This is a genomic window from Methylomonas sp. 11b (assembly GCF_000515215.1).
In the GTDB taxonomy this organism is placed as follows: Bacteria; Pseudomonadota; Gammaproteobacteria; order Methylococcales; family Methylomonadaceae; genus Methylomonas.
Genome location: NZ_KI911557.1, coordinates 2,620,926 through 2,634,780, shown reverse-complemented (window position 1 = coordinate 2,634,780; position 13,855 = coordinate 2,620,926). Strand labels below are relative to the sequence as shown.

The 13,855-nt window shown below is 50.9% G+C and carries 17 protein-coding genes; 3 read left to right on the top strand and 14 right to left on the bottom strand.

Features of this window, described 5'->3' with window-relative positions; all coding sequences use genetic code 11:
- The first annotated feature begins 20 nt into the window (after positions 1-20).
- On the top strand, positions 21-1,178 hold the full coding sequence (locus METH11B_RS0112655; protein ID WP_036277480.1) for a PilT/PilU family type 4a pilus ATPase: 1,158 nt from the start codon (positions 21-23) through the stop codon (positions 1,176-1,178).
- A gap of 236 nt (positions 1,179-1,414) precedes the next feature.
- On the opposite strand, the gene METH11B_RS0112650 is transcribed toward METH11B_RS0112655, so the two are convergent.
- The 14 genes from METH11B_RS0112650 to METH11B_RS0112585 all read right to left on the bottom strand — a co-directional run bounded on the left by METH11B_RS0112650 (position 1,415) and on the right by METH11B_RS0112585 (position 11,748).
- On the bottom strand, positions 1,415-1,738 hold the full coding sequence (locus tag METH11B_RS0112650) for an NGG1p interacting factor 3 protein, NIF3 (RefSeq protein ID WP_026602326.1): 324 nt from the start codon (positions 1,736-1,738) through the stop codon (positions 1,415-1,417).
- A gap of 48 nt (positions 1,739-1,786) precedes the next feature.
- Positions 1,787-1,936, bottom strand: coding sequence for a hypothetical protein (locus tag METH11B_RS29465; protein ID WP_165385910.1), 150 nt, complete (start codon positions 1,934-1,936; stop codon positions 1,787-1,789).
- 9 nt (positions 1,937-1,945) lie between these two features.
- The gene (gene lexA / locus METH11B_RS0112640; RefSeq protein ID WP_026602325.1) at positions 1,946-2,575 is read right to left on the bottom strand and encodes a transcriptional repressor LexA; all 630 of its coding nucleotides are present in this window, start codon (positions 2,573-2,575) and stop codon (positions 1,946-1,948) included.
- A gap of 404 nt (positions 2,576-2,979) precedes the next feature.
- Entirely contained in the window at positions 2,980-3,240 is a 261-nt protein-coding gene (locus METH11B_RS0112635; protein WP_026602324.1) for a hypothetical protein, read from the bottom strand.
- Between the two features lie 184 nt (positions 3,241-3,424).
- Positions 3,425-3,973: a winged helix-turn-helix domain-containing protein gene (locus tag METH11B_RS27850; protein ID WP_081733795.1), complete on the bottom strand. Its 549-nt coding sequence runs from the start codon at positions 3,971-3,973 to the stop codon at positions 3,425-3,427.
- A gap of 185 nt (positions 3,974-4,158) precedes the next feature.
- The gene (locus METH11B_RS0112625) at positions 4,159-4,881 is read right to left on the bottom strand and encodes a cytochrome c1 (protein WP_020484583.1); all 723 of its coding nucleotides are present in this window, start codon (positions 4,879-4,881) and stop codon (positions 4,159-4,161) included.
- A gap of 3 nt (positions 4,882-4,884) precedes the next feature.
- The gene (locus METH11B_RS0112620; RefSeq protein WP_020484584.1) at positions 4,885-6,282 is read right to left on the bottom strand and encodes a cytochrome b; all 1,398 of its coding nucleotides are present in this window, start codon (positions 6,280-6,282) and stop codon (positions 4,885-4,887) included.
- Complete coding sequence (petA, locus tag METH11B_RS0112615) at positions 6,279-6,878, bottom strand: ubiquinol-cytochrome c reductase iron-sulfur subunit (RefSeq protein ID WP_020484585.1); 600 nt, start codon at positions 6,876-6,878, stop codon at positions 6,279-6,281. Before petA ends, METH11B_RS0112620 begins: the two co-directional genes overlap by 4 nt.
- A 148-nt stretch (positions 6,879-7,026) precedes the next feature.
- Complete coding sequence (hisC, locus tag METH11B_RS0112610; protein ID WP_026602322.1) at positions 7,027-8,106, bottom strand: histidinol-phosphate transaminase; 1,080 nt, start codon at positions 8,104-8,106, stop codon at positions 7,027-7,029.
- 360 nt (positions 8,107-8,466) lie between these two features.
- Positions 8,467-9,018, bottom strand: coding sequence for a formaldehyde-activating enzyme (gene fae / locus METH11B_RS0112605; RefSeq protein ID WP_026602321.1), 552 nt, complete (start codon positions 9,016-9,018; stop codon positions 8,467-8,469).
- Between the two features lie 263 nt (positions 9,019-9,281).
- A complete protein-coding gene (locus METH11B_RS0112600) occupies positions 9,282-9,728 on the bottom strand; it encodes an ankyrin repeat domain-containing protein (protein WP_026602320.1) in 447 nt (148 codons plus the stop codon).
- Between the two features lie 15 nt (positions 9,729-9,743).
- Positions 9,744-10,424 (bottom strand): hypothetical protein, encoded by a 681-nt coding sequence (locus tag METH11B_RS0112595; RefSeq protein ID WP_026602319.1) that lies wholly within the window; start codon positions 10,422-10,424, stop codon positions 9,744-9,746.
- Positions 10,411-11,193 carry a 4Fe4S-binding leucine-rich repeat protein gene (locus tag METH11B_RS0112590; protein ID WP_026602318.1) on the bottom strand — a complete coding sequence of 261 codons (783 nt, stop codon included), beginning with the start codon at positions 11,191-11,193 and terminating at the stop codon, positions 10,411-10,413. Before METH11B_RS0112590 ends, METH11B_RS0112595 begins: the two co-directional genes overlap by 14 nt.
- Positions 11,194-11,748, bottom strand: a complete 555-nt coding sequence (locus METH11B_RS0112585; RefSeq protein ID WP_026602317.1) for a flavodoxin — start codon at positions 11,746-11,748, stop codon at positions 11,194-11,196.
- Between the two features lie 441 nt (positions 11,749-12,189).
- Here METH11B_RS0112585 and METH11B_RS0112575 point away from each other — a divergent pair, with 441 nt between their 5' ends.
- On the top strand, positions 12,190-13,188 hold the full coding sequence (locus METH11B_RS0112575; protein WP_026602316.1) for a hypothetical protein: 999 nt from the start codon (positions 12,190-12,192) through the stop codon (positions 13,186-13,188).
- Positions 13,189-13,367: 179 nt separating this feature from the next.
- Positions 13,368-13,745: a hypothetical protein gene (locus METH11B_RS0112570; RefSeq protein WP_026602315.1), complete on the top strand. Its 378-nt coding sequence runs from the start codon at positions 13,368-13,370 to the stop codon at positions 13,743-13,745.
- Positions 13,746-13,855: the final 110 nt, after the last annotated feature.

Sequence of the window (13,855 nt, the reverse complement as noted above, 5' to 3'; positions counted from 1 at the left end):
TCAATTCGAGAGTCGCCCGCATGGAATTTAAAGACTATCTAAAAATCCTCGTCCAACACGATGGTTCGGATCTGTATCTGACGGCGGGGGCTCCGCCGGCGGCCAAGTTCCAAGGCAGCTTAAAACCGCTGGAAAACGTCAAACTTAGCCGTGAACGCATCAAGGAAATTGCCGACGGCATCATGGACGCCGAGCAGCGCGCCGCCTTTGAACATGTGCCGGAAATGAATCTGGCCATTACTGAAGAAGGAATCGGGCGGTTTCGGGTGAATATTTTTAAACAGCGCAATTGCCACGCCTTGGTGATCCGCAACATCAAGGTCGATATTCCCAGTGCCGACGCCTTGGGCTTGCCGCAAATCCTGAAAGATAAAATCATGGAAAAGCGCGGGCTGATTTTGTTCGTCGGCGGCACCGGTTCCGGTAAATCGACATCCTTGGCGGCCTTGATAGATTATCGCAACAGCAACTCATCCGGGCATATCATCACCATCGAAGATCCTATCGAGTTTGTACATCCGCATAAAAAATCCTTGGTAAATCAGCGCGAAGTCGGCGTCGATACCCTTAGTTATGAAGACGCATTGAAAAACACCTTGCGGCAGGCGCCGGATGTAATTCTGATCGGCGAAATTCGCAGCCAGGAGACGATGGAGCATGCCTTGGCTTTTGCCGAAACCGGCCATCTGTGCTTGTCCACCTTACACGCCAATAACGCCAATCAGGCCTTGGATCGGATCATTAACTTTTTCCCGGAAGAACGTCGTCCGCAGTTGCTGATGGACTTGTCCTTGAATCTGCAAGCGTTTATTTCTCAACGTCTGGTACCCACCGTCGAAGGCAAACGGGTGGCGGCTATCGAAATTTTGCTGGGTACTAAATTGGTTAGCGATTTAATCCATAAAGGCGATATTCACGCCATCAAGGAAGCGATGGAAAAATCCGAAAATATCGGCATGCAGACTTTTGACAGCCATTTACTCAAGCTCTACAAAGGCGGGGTGATCACCTTGGAGGAGGCCTTGCGCAACTCGGATTCGCCGAACAATTTAAAACTGAAAATCAATTTGAGCGACGGTTTGGGGTCGGCGACCAAAAAGCCCAGTTCTCTGGCTGGCAGTCTTGCTTTGGAAGAAATCACCAAGAAAGAGGGTGATGAGGAAAGTGAGGGACATTAAGGAAATTCCAACGAATGTCCCAAACATCTTTGCTTTGTCGTTACAACGAAAGCGGGAAGCCGGGAAATTCAAAAAACTGGATTTCCTATTGTGGGAATGATGGGGCTATCAAAACATAAAAACGGACGATGGGCCATTTTGCAAGCGAGTGGCAATCGATAGATTTCATTTGGATCAGCTATCGTATTCCCCATGGAATCAGCTTGTTCATAGAGCTTAAAGCCGTTTTGAACAGGCTAGGATAAGTCTGCGACGCTGAGGATCTTATAAACCTCGTAGGCTGGCTGCTGATAAGGATGGCAAGCCAGCAAGGTTTGCACCACCGTTTTAATTAAATCATCGGCGCAGACCATTTCTATCTTATATTCGGCGACCTGCTGAATTTCACCGATACTGCCCAGATAAGGGTGGCTACCGGCGAGAGGGCGGAATTGGCCCTCGCCCAGCACTTGCCAGGCACAACTGTCGTAATCGCCGATACGCCCGGCGCCCTGCTCGAACAACGCTTGTTTTAGCTGTTCGGCATGGCTGACCGGCACATAAAAACTCAGTTTATACATAATGCCGGATGCCAGGTGACCATGCCAAGCAGGTTAGGGTTACTAACATCAGCCGGTAGCCAGTAAAAACACGCCCCACAGCACCACAACCAGCGTAATTTCCTCGATCATGTTGATGGCGGCCTGTCGGTCTGCTCTGTTCAGCATGGCTGTTTGATTGGCTTTTTGATCGCGCATATGAACGGATTGATGAAGCATAATCTCCTCCTAGTGGTGGTTGGTATAGCTACGCATTTGTCCGACTAATACCCCTTGTATTTCCACTTGCTCGGGCCGGTAACGCATGGCCTGCATTGAGGAATTGGCGGGAATTAGCAGGGTTTCGTGTGGGTACTGCTCGATAAATTTCAATGTTGCTTCGGCTTTTTCAACTAATGCAACGACGATTTCGCCGTTACGAGCATGGCTGCGTTGTTCGATGATGACCCAGTCGCCGTCGAAGATGCCTTCTTCCTGCATCGAATCTCCCTTTACTTTCAGGACATAACAAGGGTTCTCGGTTTTCAATTCTTCCGGCACAGCCATATAAGAAATGTTTTCGATGGCTTCTATCGGTCTGCCGGCGGCTATGGTGCCGACAAAAGGCAGCATGCCGGATGCCACGGTTTTGTTGACCAGCGATTTGGCGTGTTCGGTCAGGCGAATGCCGCGTTGCTTGCGCTCCGGTGCTTCAATCAAATTGGCGTCGATCAGTGCCTTGATCTGGCTGTGCAATGAACCGCGCGATTTCAATCCCATCGCCGAGCACAATTCTTCTAGTGTCGGCGGATGACTGAATAGCTCCTGATTTTGTAGCAGGAAGTCGAAAATTTCTTGTTGCTTACGGGTAAGTGTCATATTTGTTCTGTATTTGTTTTGTAAAAGCATACAATGAAAACAAATGCAGAACAAATAAATTTTTCAGGTTGTCGGAAAAATTTGCTATTGGTGGGTTGCTGTGGATTAGGAGCGACGAAAAACGGGTTTTTCGAAGAGGCTATTTTTAACCTGGCTCTTATATTTCCGTTGGCCGTCATTCCCGAATAAGCGGGAATCCAATTTAGCAACTGGGCTCCCGGCTTTACGGGAGCGAGCTTATTTAGAAATGTGGTTAATAGCCGTTGCGTAAGGTCCAGTGAGACTGAAACCGGTCATTCTGCAAAAATCAGGCATTTTCGGATGTTATTGCCGCGCTGGGAAACGGAAGTAGAAAGCCGTTACCAGCGTTCCAACGGGGCGGACTGGGCGTTTTATCGAAAGTGTTATTTGCTTGCGTCAGTGACGCATTTCTTGGTGAAGCTATTCTTCGCAGCGCCTTTCAAGTTTTTCTCGGCAGCTTTTGCATCGCAGCCGGCTTTAGCGGCAGTGATTTTGGCGTCTTTCTCGCATTTTTTAAGAAAGCTATTTTTGGCGGCGCCAGCCAGCTTTTTTTCAGTAGCCTTGGCTTCGCACGCTGCGTCGGCTGCATACGCCGTTTGGTTCAAGAAAAATAAAGCTACTATTGCCAAAATAATGTTTTTCATTAGGTATTCTCCGAATAGATTAATAGAGCGCTTATTCTGTAGTTGCTGAGGTTTGGATGGTTCTCGCAATTGACCCTCTGTTGCTTGCCGTTTACCGCAAGAGGTCTTTATGCCCCAACAATCGTTATTTTCAACGCAAGCGGCTAAGTGTCGCGTGATGAACGATTTTCTCAGCAGTAAAACGCTAGCCCTTCAGCACTATGGTTTCGACTTGGTCTCCCCCTCTGGCCGACAGCGTGATTTTGTCCTCCTGAGCCAACCAACCGATACTTCTTTGAATGATGGCCTCTTCCTCCGGCAGTACATAAACTAATTTGGCAACCGGTGTCGCGCCGTTTTCAGCCAAATGATGCCAGATAACCCCAGCGGTCAAACCTATGCGTTCGTGCATGGAAATTACGATTGGCGCGGTTTCACTTGGCTCTGCTTCCACAGTAGGCTCTACTTTAGCGGCTTTGGGCTTTGGATTAGCTTTTTTCGCGGCTGCTTTAACAGTGGGCGCCGGGGCTTTTTCGGTACTTTCCGGGGCAGTCGGTGCTTCAGTAGCTGTTTTTACGGCTTTAGGCGTTGTAGTTGCTTTGGGTTTAGCTTTGGTTTTGCCCGGTGCGGTGGACATTTCTTGTGCTGTTTTAACGGCAACGGATTTGGTAGGGGATTTTTTAGTCGCTTTCGCTGGAGCAGGCTTTTCAGTGGCAGAGACTGACGTTTCAGATGTTGGCGTAGTTTTTTTCATATTGGCTTTCAGACGGTCAAGGGTAGAGTTGTTTCCAGCATTCGGGCTTAGCGTATTCCGTTACTGAGAGTTTAATCGAGATTTTAACCGGATTTACAAATCGATTGCTTGTTAAACAAACGGCCATAAAAAAACCGGTATCAGCTTAGCCGATACCGGTTTGATATTACGAGCCCAAGCTGTGTTTAGTGTACGTCTTTCCAGTACTCTTTTTTCAACAGATAGGCTAGTGCGATAAACATCAGGATAAAGAACAACACGTATTTACCCATTTGTTGTCTTTCCAGTTGCACCGGTTCGCCGACGTAAACCAGGAAATTGACCAGGTCGTTGACCATTTTGTCGAATTCCTGAGGTGTCATTTGCCCCGGTTGTTCCAGTTTCAGACCGGTAATGACGTCATGGCCGTCGATTTTCTGGGTAATCGCCGATTGCGTACCTTGCAATTGCCAGAACACGTTGGGCATGCCGACATCAGGGAACACGACATTGTTAACGCCCAAAGGTGCTTTTCCCGGCTCGGCATAGAAGCTGCGCAGGTAGGTATACAACCAGTCGGCGCCGCGCGAGCGGGCAATCAGCGACAAATCGGGCGGCGTGGTGCCGAACCATTTTTCCGCATCGTGCGCGTTCATCGCCGAATGCATCTGATCGTAGATGCCGGCCCCAAAAGGTGCCACCACTTTCAGAACTTCCGCTTCATCCAGCTTCAGATCGATAGCGATACGTTTGTAGCGGATATGTTTTGCCGAATGGCAGCCCAGGCAATAGGTAACGTAATATTTCGCGCCGCGCTCCATCGCCATGGTGTCGCTTAAGTCGATGTCGGCGCTGTCGAGTTTGACGCCACCGCTGGCCAGCACGTTGAAAGGCAGCAAAAATAAAAGAGTGTAGAGTATCTTTTTCATGGCTTAATCCAGGCTCTTTTTCAGGTTTTTTGCAAAACGAATCAGTACGGCAGATATGCCGGACCAGTTCGGCCTTTTCTTGGCGATAGTGCCGCCGATATTGTCGGGAACTTGCTGTACCTCAACCACTTCATCGACTAAGGCCAGTAGAGCCGGAATGCGATCTTCCAGGCTCGGCTGGTCGGTCAGGCGATTCGGTACCGGTTTGGTTTTTTCCCAGCGGGTATACAGAGGCATCAACAGGAAAAATCCGAAGTAAACTGCGGTCAATACCCGAGCAACAGTGGTGGCACCTGGCGTAGCAGGCTGAGTTCCCAAATAACCCAAACCGATAAAGGCGACTACAAACAATGCCACGGCTTTTTTGAAGATGCCGCCACGGTAACGGATGGATTTGACCGGGCTACGATCCAGCCAAGGCAGCATGAACAGCACCACAATCGCGCCGCCCATCGCAATCACGCCGGCAAACTTATCCGGTACTGCGCGCAAAATGGCGTAAAACGGAGTGAAATACCAGACCGGCGCAATATGTTCCGGGGTTTTCAATGGATCAGCCGGGATAAAGTTGGCGTGTTCCAGAAAGTAGCCGCCCAATTCCGGCATGTAGAAAATCACCGTGGCGAAGAAGAACATGAACACGCCGACGCCGACGATGTCCTTGACGGTGTAGTAAGGATGGAAAGGAATGCCGTCGACCGGATGTCCCCAAGGGTCTTTTGATTGCTTGATTTCAACGCCGTCAGGGTTGTTGGAACCCACTTCGTGTAAGGCGACAATATGCAGGAACACCAGGATTAACAATACTAGAGGCACGGCGATGACGTGAAACGCGAAAAAGCGGTTCAACGTGGCGTCGGACACCACATAGTCGCCTCGCACCCACAGCGATAACTCGTCGCCGATCACTGGAATCGCGCTAAACAAGGAGATGATGACCTGGGCGCCCCAGTAAGACATCTGTCCCCAAGGCAGCAGGTAACCCATAAACGCTTCCGCCATCAGGCAGACGAAGATCAGCATGCCGAAGATCCAGATCAGTTCGCGCGGTTGCTTGAACGAGCCATAAATCAGGCCGCGGAACATGTGCAGATAGACCACGATGAAGAACGCCGAGGCGCCGGTGGAGTGCATATAACGCACTAGCCAACCCCAGTTGACGTCGCGCATGATGTATTCGACCGAGTCGAAAGCCAGCTTGGCATCCGGCTTGTAGTTCATGGTCAGTAAAATGCCGGTGATGAACTGATTGACCAGCACCAACAGGGCCAACGAGCCGAAAAAATACCAGATGTTAAAGTTTTTGGGCGCGTAGTAATGCGCCATGTGTTCATTCCACAAATCGGAGAGTGGAAAACGCTCCAGCAGCCATTCGCTGCATTGATTCATTTTTTGCTTCATGCTGGGTTTGCCTCGCTTTCTTCGCCAACGACAATCAGATTGTCTGTTTCATATCGATAAGGCGGTATCTCAAGATTGGTAGGGGCGGGAACGCCGCGATACACACGACCGGCCAGATCGAACCAGGAGCCGTGACACGGGCAAAAGAAACCGCCTTTCCAATCCGGGCCCAAATCGTTAGGGGCAATTTCCGGGCGAAACGTGGGCGAGCAGCCTAAGTGCGTGCACAGGCCGACCGCGACAAAAATTTCCGGTTTAATGGAACGCAGCGGATTTTTGCTGTTCTGCGGCTGCATGGATTCGTTGGATACCGGGTCAGCCAATTTGCTGTCCAGAGTCGCTAGAGTGGATATGACCTCCGGCGTCCGATTCAAGACCCACACCGGCTTGCCGCGCCAAGCCACGCGAATTAGCTGGCCGGGTTCCATCTTGCTGATATCGACATCGACGGGAGCCCCTGCTGCCATGGCTTTGGCGCTGGGCTGCATTTGCGAGAGAAAGGGGACGGCCAAATAGCCGGCACCCACTGCACCAACCACCGACAGTGCCGAGGTCAGAAACTGGCGTTTGGAATGATCGACGCCTTCGTGGTTCATAAGTAACACTCCTGATGATGTGATGTATATCGCGATACATCGATTATTATAATTTTCAGCAAATATACCCTACTGTCCGTGATTATTGAAATTGTTCTTGCGACAGCGCTATTCAAGGGTTTCAGGCCTTTGCGGATAGTGAGAATCATCACTTTAAAGCAACTGCCAACGCGCTTAGAAAGGCTTGATTTTCTTCCGGTTTCCCGACGGTGACGCGCAGGCAATTGTGTAACAGCCCGCCTTGAGGGGACAGATTCTTGATCAACACGCCTTGCGACTTCAGTGAGGCAAATACGTCGTCAGCGGCTTTGTTAAGGGTGCGGAACAAAATGAAGTTAGCAGCGCTGGGGTAGGCTCGAACGCTAGGCGTCTCCTCTAAGGCTTTGAGAACCAAAGCGCGCTCCCCTCGTAGCGTTTGGGTTTGTTCTAACAGAAACTCGCCATGATCCAACGCAAATCCCACCGTGATTTGGGTCAGGCAATTGATATTGTAAGGTAAGCGGACTTTATGCAACTGCTCCACTATGGCCGGTTCGCCGGCCAGAAATCCCAAGCGCAAGCCGGCCAGCCCCAACTTGGAAACGGTGCGCATCACCAATAAATTAGGATAATGCCCTAGTTCGCCGATAAAACTGGCGTCGGCAAACGGCGCATACGCTTCGTCGACCACTACCAATCCCGGTGCTAGGCTGAGTATTTCCTTGATGGCTGCGGCATCGAATAAGTTGCCGGTGGGGTTGTTGGGATAGGCGATAAAAATCAAGGCAGGTCGAGATTCGGCAATCGCCTCGCGCATGGCCGGCATGTCCAGTTCAAAACTGTCTGCCAGCAACGGCACGCCTAGGTAACGCAGGCCCAGGCTTTGCGCCACTTGCTTGTACATCACAAATCCGGGTTCCGGTGCCAATACGGCGGCATCGGCGCTTAAAGCCATTAATAATATTTGAATGATTTCGTCGGAGCCGTTGCCGAGCAGCAAGGCCGATTGCTCCGGAATGCCGTTCGCCCGGCGTAATGCGATCGCCAGCGTCTTGGCTTCCGGGTCGGGGTAGCGGTTAATCGGGCAGGTCTTCAGCGATTCCAACCAGCGTGCTTGAATATCTTCCGGCCAGCTATAAGGATTTTCCATGGCATCGAGTTTGATGAAGTTGCTGGCATCGGCGACATGGTAGGCCGACATGGAGAGAACTTCGGAGCGGAACAGCGTTTCGAGCGGTTGGGTTGGCATGTAGTCAAACTCTGCGGAATTGGAACGAGCGGCATTGATATTACACCCTAGCAAACTGGGTTGGCCGCGAGGGCAAAAGTCGGCGGGTTTTAACAAAGCGGAGGACGAACGTATAACCTTGAAAACCAGCCTCTTGCGTCCCCGTTGACGCGAGTCGCTCGCTACGGTGCGGGCGGATAGGGCGCGGGGATAATAACACTGCTTGCTGGAGGTGGCAAAGGGATTAGGCGGCAGAGCGGGCTAATATGCCGATTTACCTTTGGCGGCGGTGATACTTATGGCGATACACTTTTATGGCGCGTCAATTATAGTAGGTCAGGTTGCCGCTATCGCGGCTTCCTGACGATTTGCTTTATAAGGTTACCACTGCGACTCGCCCGTTTCCGGGTCGTACATTTCGTGGAATATTTTGTGGCGGTTGGCGATCAATTCGTCGATGCTGGGCGAGTTGCTCATCGCTCTGGAAATCGCCAGCTTCATGGCTTCGTAGTTAGTGCGGTACAAATCCTTGCGGTCCAGCCCCGGGTTGTCCGCGCAGGAGGGATCGATCCAGATCATGGCAATGATGCACAACTCGTTGGCTTGTAGGCGCGGAATAATGCCGTCGGCGACGCTATCGATCACCGCGTCGGCAACTGCGGACTGTACCGGGCCGCCCAATAAGTTGACGTAAGCCGAGGATTTGATCGTGACTTTTGGCACCATGATGGTGGCCGGACGCACTTGTTGGTTGGTGGCGCGGATCGCGAACATGCGCGTGTGGCCCGCAGTTTGCCCCATCAGATTGGCAAAGGCATGACCGGCCGGGCCTTTGACGTCGCCAATCAGAATTTCCGGCATCGCGTCGGTGCCTTGGCCGTCGCTGGAAAATACGGTGGCTTCGCCGGTTCTAAACCAATAAGAGTCTGACATGGTGCGTCCTCGGAGTATGTTAGGAAAGGCCGCATTCTATGCCCACGCTGGGCTTGCGGCAATAGGCGGGCTTATCCGGCTTGGGGTTTAGATTGGTGGCTAACCATCTCTGTTTATTTGGGGCGGAGTGCTATTGGTGCATGCGATCCTTATGCACTCAGGTAAGGCTGGAGAACTAATAGGTCCCACAGCGAATCCAGTGTAGCCGCTCGTCTCCCGCCTGCGCGGGTATTTAAAGTCCGAGTAAAAAATGTCCAGTGGCGCTATACCTGCAAGGCTTTTACCGCACTGCGCAGCAACTGCAAACATTGGCGATTGGCGGCCAAATCCAGCGCGCTGAAATCGTCCTGCGTACTGAGTAGCGGATCGGCGCCGGCTTCCAGCAATTGCTTGACCACAGCGTGTTTGCCACTGGAGGATGCATAAGTCAGGGCGCTAGCGCCACTGGGATTTTGATAATTAATATCGATGCCGGCCTCTAGCAACAAGCCGATGCAATCGCCCGCTTCGGCAAAACATGCGGCCCACAGCGCGTTGTTGCCGTAAGCGTCCAGCGCGTTAAGATCTGCACCTTGCTCCAGCAGATAGTTCAGTACATCGGCCCGGCCTTGTTGGGCGGACAGAATCAATGGGTGCTTGCCGTGCGGATTGAGGTCCAATTGAAAGCCGTTTTCCAGCAACCAGGCGTCTATTTCGGGAGTAATAGTCATGCGATAGGGTGCGGTTTAGACCAGCGAGGGTCGGTGGAGTAAGGACAGATGGCCGACACCGGCTGTTTTCAATTTGTCGGCCAGCTCGTGACGCGCCAGTTCGCCTTTGCCGCGCAGATACTTCAATTCGCTAACGGTCAGCAAGGTGATGGCGATGAGCTTTATTTCGCCGCCTGCAAGCGTTAAAGTTTTGGCGGGTTCGCTATTAGCCCCCAATAAGGCGCCAATTTGGCCGCGGCCGTCCTTGATGTGATCGATAGCAAATTCCATCGATAGCAGTTCCCCGTTCAATAGCCTTTCGCTTAAACGCGGGAAGCCGGCCAAGGTATGGCTGACTTCGGCGGTCAGCGGAAATAACCAGGTGTCGGCGAATTTGGCGAGCGGTGCGTTCTCGGCGGCGCCGGAATCCGGGCTTTCGATAAACACTTCCAAGCCCAGGCCGGTTTCCGGTCTGTCGCGCTCCACCCAGGGGTCGGATAAGCCATCGGAGATCACGCAGGCGTTTTGGCCATGCCGCGCGGCCAGCCAGGCAGCCCCCGCCGGCCATTCCGGGCCGTCGCTCATCGGGCCCATCAAAGAAGTTAAGGCTGCCAAGTCGGAGCCCAGCCGTTCTTTCAATGCTTGGTGGCGGGACTCGGTCGCCATCCGCAGGCGGTCCGCATAGGTCAGGCCGACGATGTGTTCAGTCTGCGGCATGCGTTGCCTCCATCGCTAAGGCTTCCCAGCGCTCACGAGCGGTAAAACTGACTTCTTCGTCGGCGTCGTCAAGCATCTGCTTCAGCAGTTCCGGCTCGGCGCGCAGCGCCACTTCATAGCGTACGGTCCAGTCTTCGTCCTTGCTCATCATGGCTAGATCGTCGACCTCCATGCGCTGCGCGACGATACGGCGGATGTTCACTTCTTGATCGTTGGCCATCAAGCCCAAACTCACGCTGGGTATGCGCTCTGCGACGGTGCGGCGCACTTCATTGTCCGGGTCGGCGACTAAACGGAATAGTCGGCCTTTGGGCAAGCGTTTGGCAACGTAAGTGCGTACCAAGTAATCCGGATCGTTGGCCATTAACTCGAGTTGGGTTTCCGGCAGGCGGTCGGCCACCGTGACTCGCACTTCCCGGTCGCTGTCCTGGCTTAATTCCAGCAGCCATTCCACCGGCACACGATAAGCCAGTACTCGGCGCACGGCTTCGTCGGGGTCGGTCAGTAAGGGGCGCAAATGATTGGTGGGCAAATATTGGGCGGCAATTGCGCGCCGTTCCCAGAATGGGTCTTGGGTGTAATTTAACGCATAGACCGGATGCGCTTTGAAAAACCGGTCGATTTGCCGACCGCTTTCCGCGACCACGCAGCGGTCACCCGGCTTGCAGGTGCCTGTGGCGAGTAAGGTATCCCGGTAAGCGCAGTGGGAGCAGTCGGCCAACGGGGTTAGATCAAATTGATCTTGTTCTGCTAAGGATGAGGCCGACATCTAGGCGGCCTCCGCCAAGACCGGCAACAACTGCGGCGTGACTTGCGCCAGCCAGACTCTGATGCGCTCGTCGGTCAAATGCGGTTGGCCGCGTTGGTCTAGTACGAGGCCGACGAATTGATCGTCGATCACCGAGTCGGAATGTTCGAAGGTATAGCCTTCCGTGCTCCAGCGGCCGATCATCTCGGCGCCGAATCGGTAGAATACCCGGTAAAGTTGGATCAGGGAGCTGGCGAAGCGCGAGGCATAGCGTTCTTGATGGCCCAAGCCGAATAACGCGATCCGTTTGCCGGAGAGATCGACGCCATCCAGGGTCGGTACGAACTCCTGCCAGCTGCGCTCCTGGCATCCGGCTCCCAAACCGGGCAAGTCGCCTATGCCGTAGCTGGGAGTACCCAATATCAGCGCGTCGTATTGCAATAGTTCTTCGGGTTTAACCCGATTGATGTTTTTGGGCTTGTCGGCCAGCTCTTCGCCCAACAAACTGAAAATCTTTTTTGCCACTAGACGAGTGCTGCCGGTATCCGTTCCGAAAAAAATGCCGATTTTGCTCATAAATCACCTGTAATCGAGAGTGCTGGATAAGGCTTGTGCAGCCGTTTTAAGCTTCTCAGCAAATTTTGATCCAGATTTAAAATCAGTCTGCTTGTCTGATTTTTTTGTTTTAGATCAGTTAGATAGATATTTTTGCCGTATTTTCCGGTTGAGGTCTGTGCAGGCATGTCTACAATTGCAGGACGGTTGGGGTGATTTGTGACATAGCGGCGCGGATTGCCCGTTAGATTGAGGTTGGATTGTTAGCGTCAAAATGCAGCTCTCCAGCGAATGCACGAGGTCCCGTTATGTAGCAGTGACAGTATCTACGGCTATTGCAATAAGCCGGTTTCTTATAAAACGGGATGAGCTAAACGCCTGTTTTAGAGCAAGCTGATTAAGTGGTTATTCTCAATCCAGCCAAGCATATTCATTATCGTAAAAAATATTCAAGGACGCCTTATGGCAATTCTGCGCTGTAACAATTGTGCCTATTTACGTGAAGTGCCGAATGAACATGTGGGCAAAACGGTTAAATGCCCGGTTTGCGATCAAGCATCGGCAATTCACGATACCGTAGTTTTTGTGAAGAAACTGATCGATAAATACGGCGTGTTATTGGGTAAATATCGAGAATTAGAGCAGGCGGGGAGCCCCGTTGCGGATGTTTTGCGATCCGACACGCGCTTGCTTAAAGTCGAAGAGGTGGATTTGCATAATACTGCGGTGATGACCAATAGTATGCAATACAAGCCTATTATCAGCTGGTTTGAGCGTAAGAATGTTCAGGTCGAAGTAAATCATAATGCCTTGGATACGCAAGGTTTTTATGATGAAGTGGCGGTTGAGTTGGGCGATAACTTTCCGGTCTTGCAGGAGGTACTGGATAAAATTAGAAAAGCCCAAAGAAATAACTACGCATCGGTAGTTTTGAATTTAAACGATTACAGTCAAAATCAAATTAAAACGATTACCGGATTTTGTAAAAACCTGTACGAATTCTCGTTTGTTGCCAAGTATTTTTATAATAAAAATGAAAAGAGAGTCCATCTAACTTTACAGAGTATGTCGGCCATCGTCGGATTTTTTAATGGTGAATGGTTGGAGTGGTATGTGTTTATGAAATTGCTGAAACACTTCTACGAAAGTAAAGGACTTTTCTCTTGCTTAAGAAACTTTAATATTCAGTTTGCGAATGAAGATAAATATGAAGTGGATGTGTTTTTTCTAATTAATGGGCGTATACCGGTATTTATAGAGTGTAAATCCGGAGAATTTCGTTCCTTTATCGAAAAGTACTGCAAAATGCGGCGCAGACTGGATATCGCCAAGGAAAACTTTCTGTTACTGGTCTTGGGTGTTAGTGATGAGCAGGTGTTGGGGCTAACCAAAATGTACGATATTACCTTCGTCAATGAGACGGGGTTTATCAAACACATTGCCGGGCTGACGGTGCAATAATCAATACCGTTTTTAGCTTGTGGTAATTGAGTTATTTTTCCCTCTTTTGCTGTTATTTCCAGAATCTATGGTAGTATGAAAAAGCTTTGAGCAAGCAACCGGATTAAAATATACAGTCATAAATTTGTAATTTTAATGTGGTTTAAAAAAACACTTAAATATCAATTGATAGGATTTGTATGAACACAGTAAAAAAAACCTTGGCTTCATTTTTAGTGATCGCCGCAGCATTAGTTTCGACATCAGCTAATGCAAACAGCGCTGGCGACGCCAAAGTTCGTGCAGCCGGTGAAGCTACCGTTGCCAAAGTAGAGGAAGCTGTAAGTTTGCTGGAAAAAGGCGACAAAGAAGGCACTTTGAAAGCGCTGGGCGATGTTCGTCAGTCACAAAAAGAGTTCCGCTACGAGCAAACCGAGCGTTTGCGTCAAAGAGCTGGTGACAAACTGAAAGTTGCCCGCGATGAGATCGAAAAAGGCGACGCTAATGCCACTGCTAGTTTGAAAGCGACTCTGGATCTCTACAAAGAAATGATGAAAGTATATAGCGCCGCTCACTAAGGACGCATCTAATCAATCCAAGCTGGATTGATTAACGGCTGCCACCGAAAGACCTGTTTTCTCGGTGGCTCCCAACTAAATAACACTGTTTTCTCGATGTTTATGCCTAT

Coding starts and splice junctions, on each gene's coding strand:
- petA (WP_020484585.1), bottom strand. CDS start 6,878: ATGAACCACGAAGGCGTCGATCATTCCAAACGCCAGTTTCTGACCTCG.
- METH11B_RS27850 (WP_081733795.1), bottom strand. CDS start 3,973: ATGAAAAAAACTACGCCAACATCTGAAACGTCAGTCTCTGCCACTGAA.
- lexA (WP_026602325.1), bottom strand. CDS start 2,575: ATGACACTTACCCGTAAGCAACAAGAAATTTTCGACTTCCTGCTACAA.
- METH11B_RS0112595 (WP_026602319.1), bottom strand. CDS start 10,424: ATGCCGCAGACTGAACACATCGTCGGCCTGACCTATGCGGACCGCCTG.
- fae (WP_026602321.1), bottom strand. CDS start 9,018: ATGTCAGACTCTTATTGGTTTAGAACCGGCGAAGCCACCGTATTTTCC.
- METH11B_RS0112600 (WP_026602320.1), bottom strand. CDS start 9,728: ATGACTATTACTCCCGAAATAGACGCCTGGTTGCTGGAAAACGGCTTT.
- METH11B_RS0112625 (WP_020484583.1), bottom strand. CDS start 4,881: ATGAAAAAGATACTCTACACTCTTTTATTTTTGCTGCCTTTCAACGTG.
- METH11B_RS0112620 (WP_020484584.1), bottom strand. CDS start 6,282: ATGAAGCAAAAAATGAATCAATGCAGCGAATGGCTGCTGGAGCGTTTT.
- METH11B_RS0112655 (WP_036277480.1), top strand. CDS start 21: ATGGAATTTAAAGACTATCTAAAAATCCTCGTCCAACACGATGGTTCG.
- METH11B_RS29465 (WP_165385910.1), bottom strand. CDS start 1,936: ATGCTTCATCAATCCGTTCATATGCGCGATCAAAAAGCCAATCAAACA.
- METH11B_RS0112590 (WP_026602318.1), bottom strand. CDS start 11,193: ATGTCGGCCTCATCCTTAGCAGAACAAGATCAATTTGATCTAACCCCG.
- METH11B_RS0112570 (WP_026602315.1), top strand. CDS start 13,368: ATGAACACAGTAAAAAAAACCTTGGCTTCATTTTTAGTGATCGCCGCA.
- METH11B_RS0112635 (WP_026602324.1), bottom strand. CDS start 3,240: ATGAAAAACATTATTTTGGCAATAGTAGCTTTATTTTTCTTGAACCAA.
- hisC (WP_026602322.1), bottom strand. CDS start 8,106: ATGCCAACCCAACCGCTCGAAACGCTGTTCCGCTCCGAAGTTCTCTCC.
- METH11B_RS0112575 (WP_026602316.1), top strand. CDS start 12,190: ATGGCAATTCTGCGCTGTAACAATTGTGCCTATTTACGTGAAGTGCCG.
- METH11B_RS0112585 (WP_026602317.1), bottom strand. CDS start 11,748: ATGAGCAAAATCGGCATTTTTTTCGGAACGGATACCGGCAGCACTCGT.
- METH11B_RS0112650 (WP_026602326.1), bottom strand. CDS start 1,738: ATGTATAAACTGAGTTTTTATGTGCCGGTCAGCCATGCCGAACAGCTA.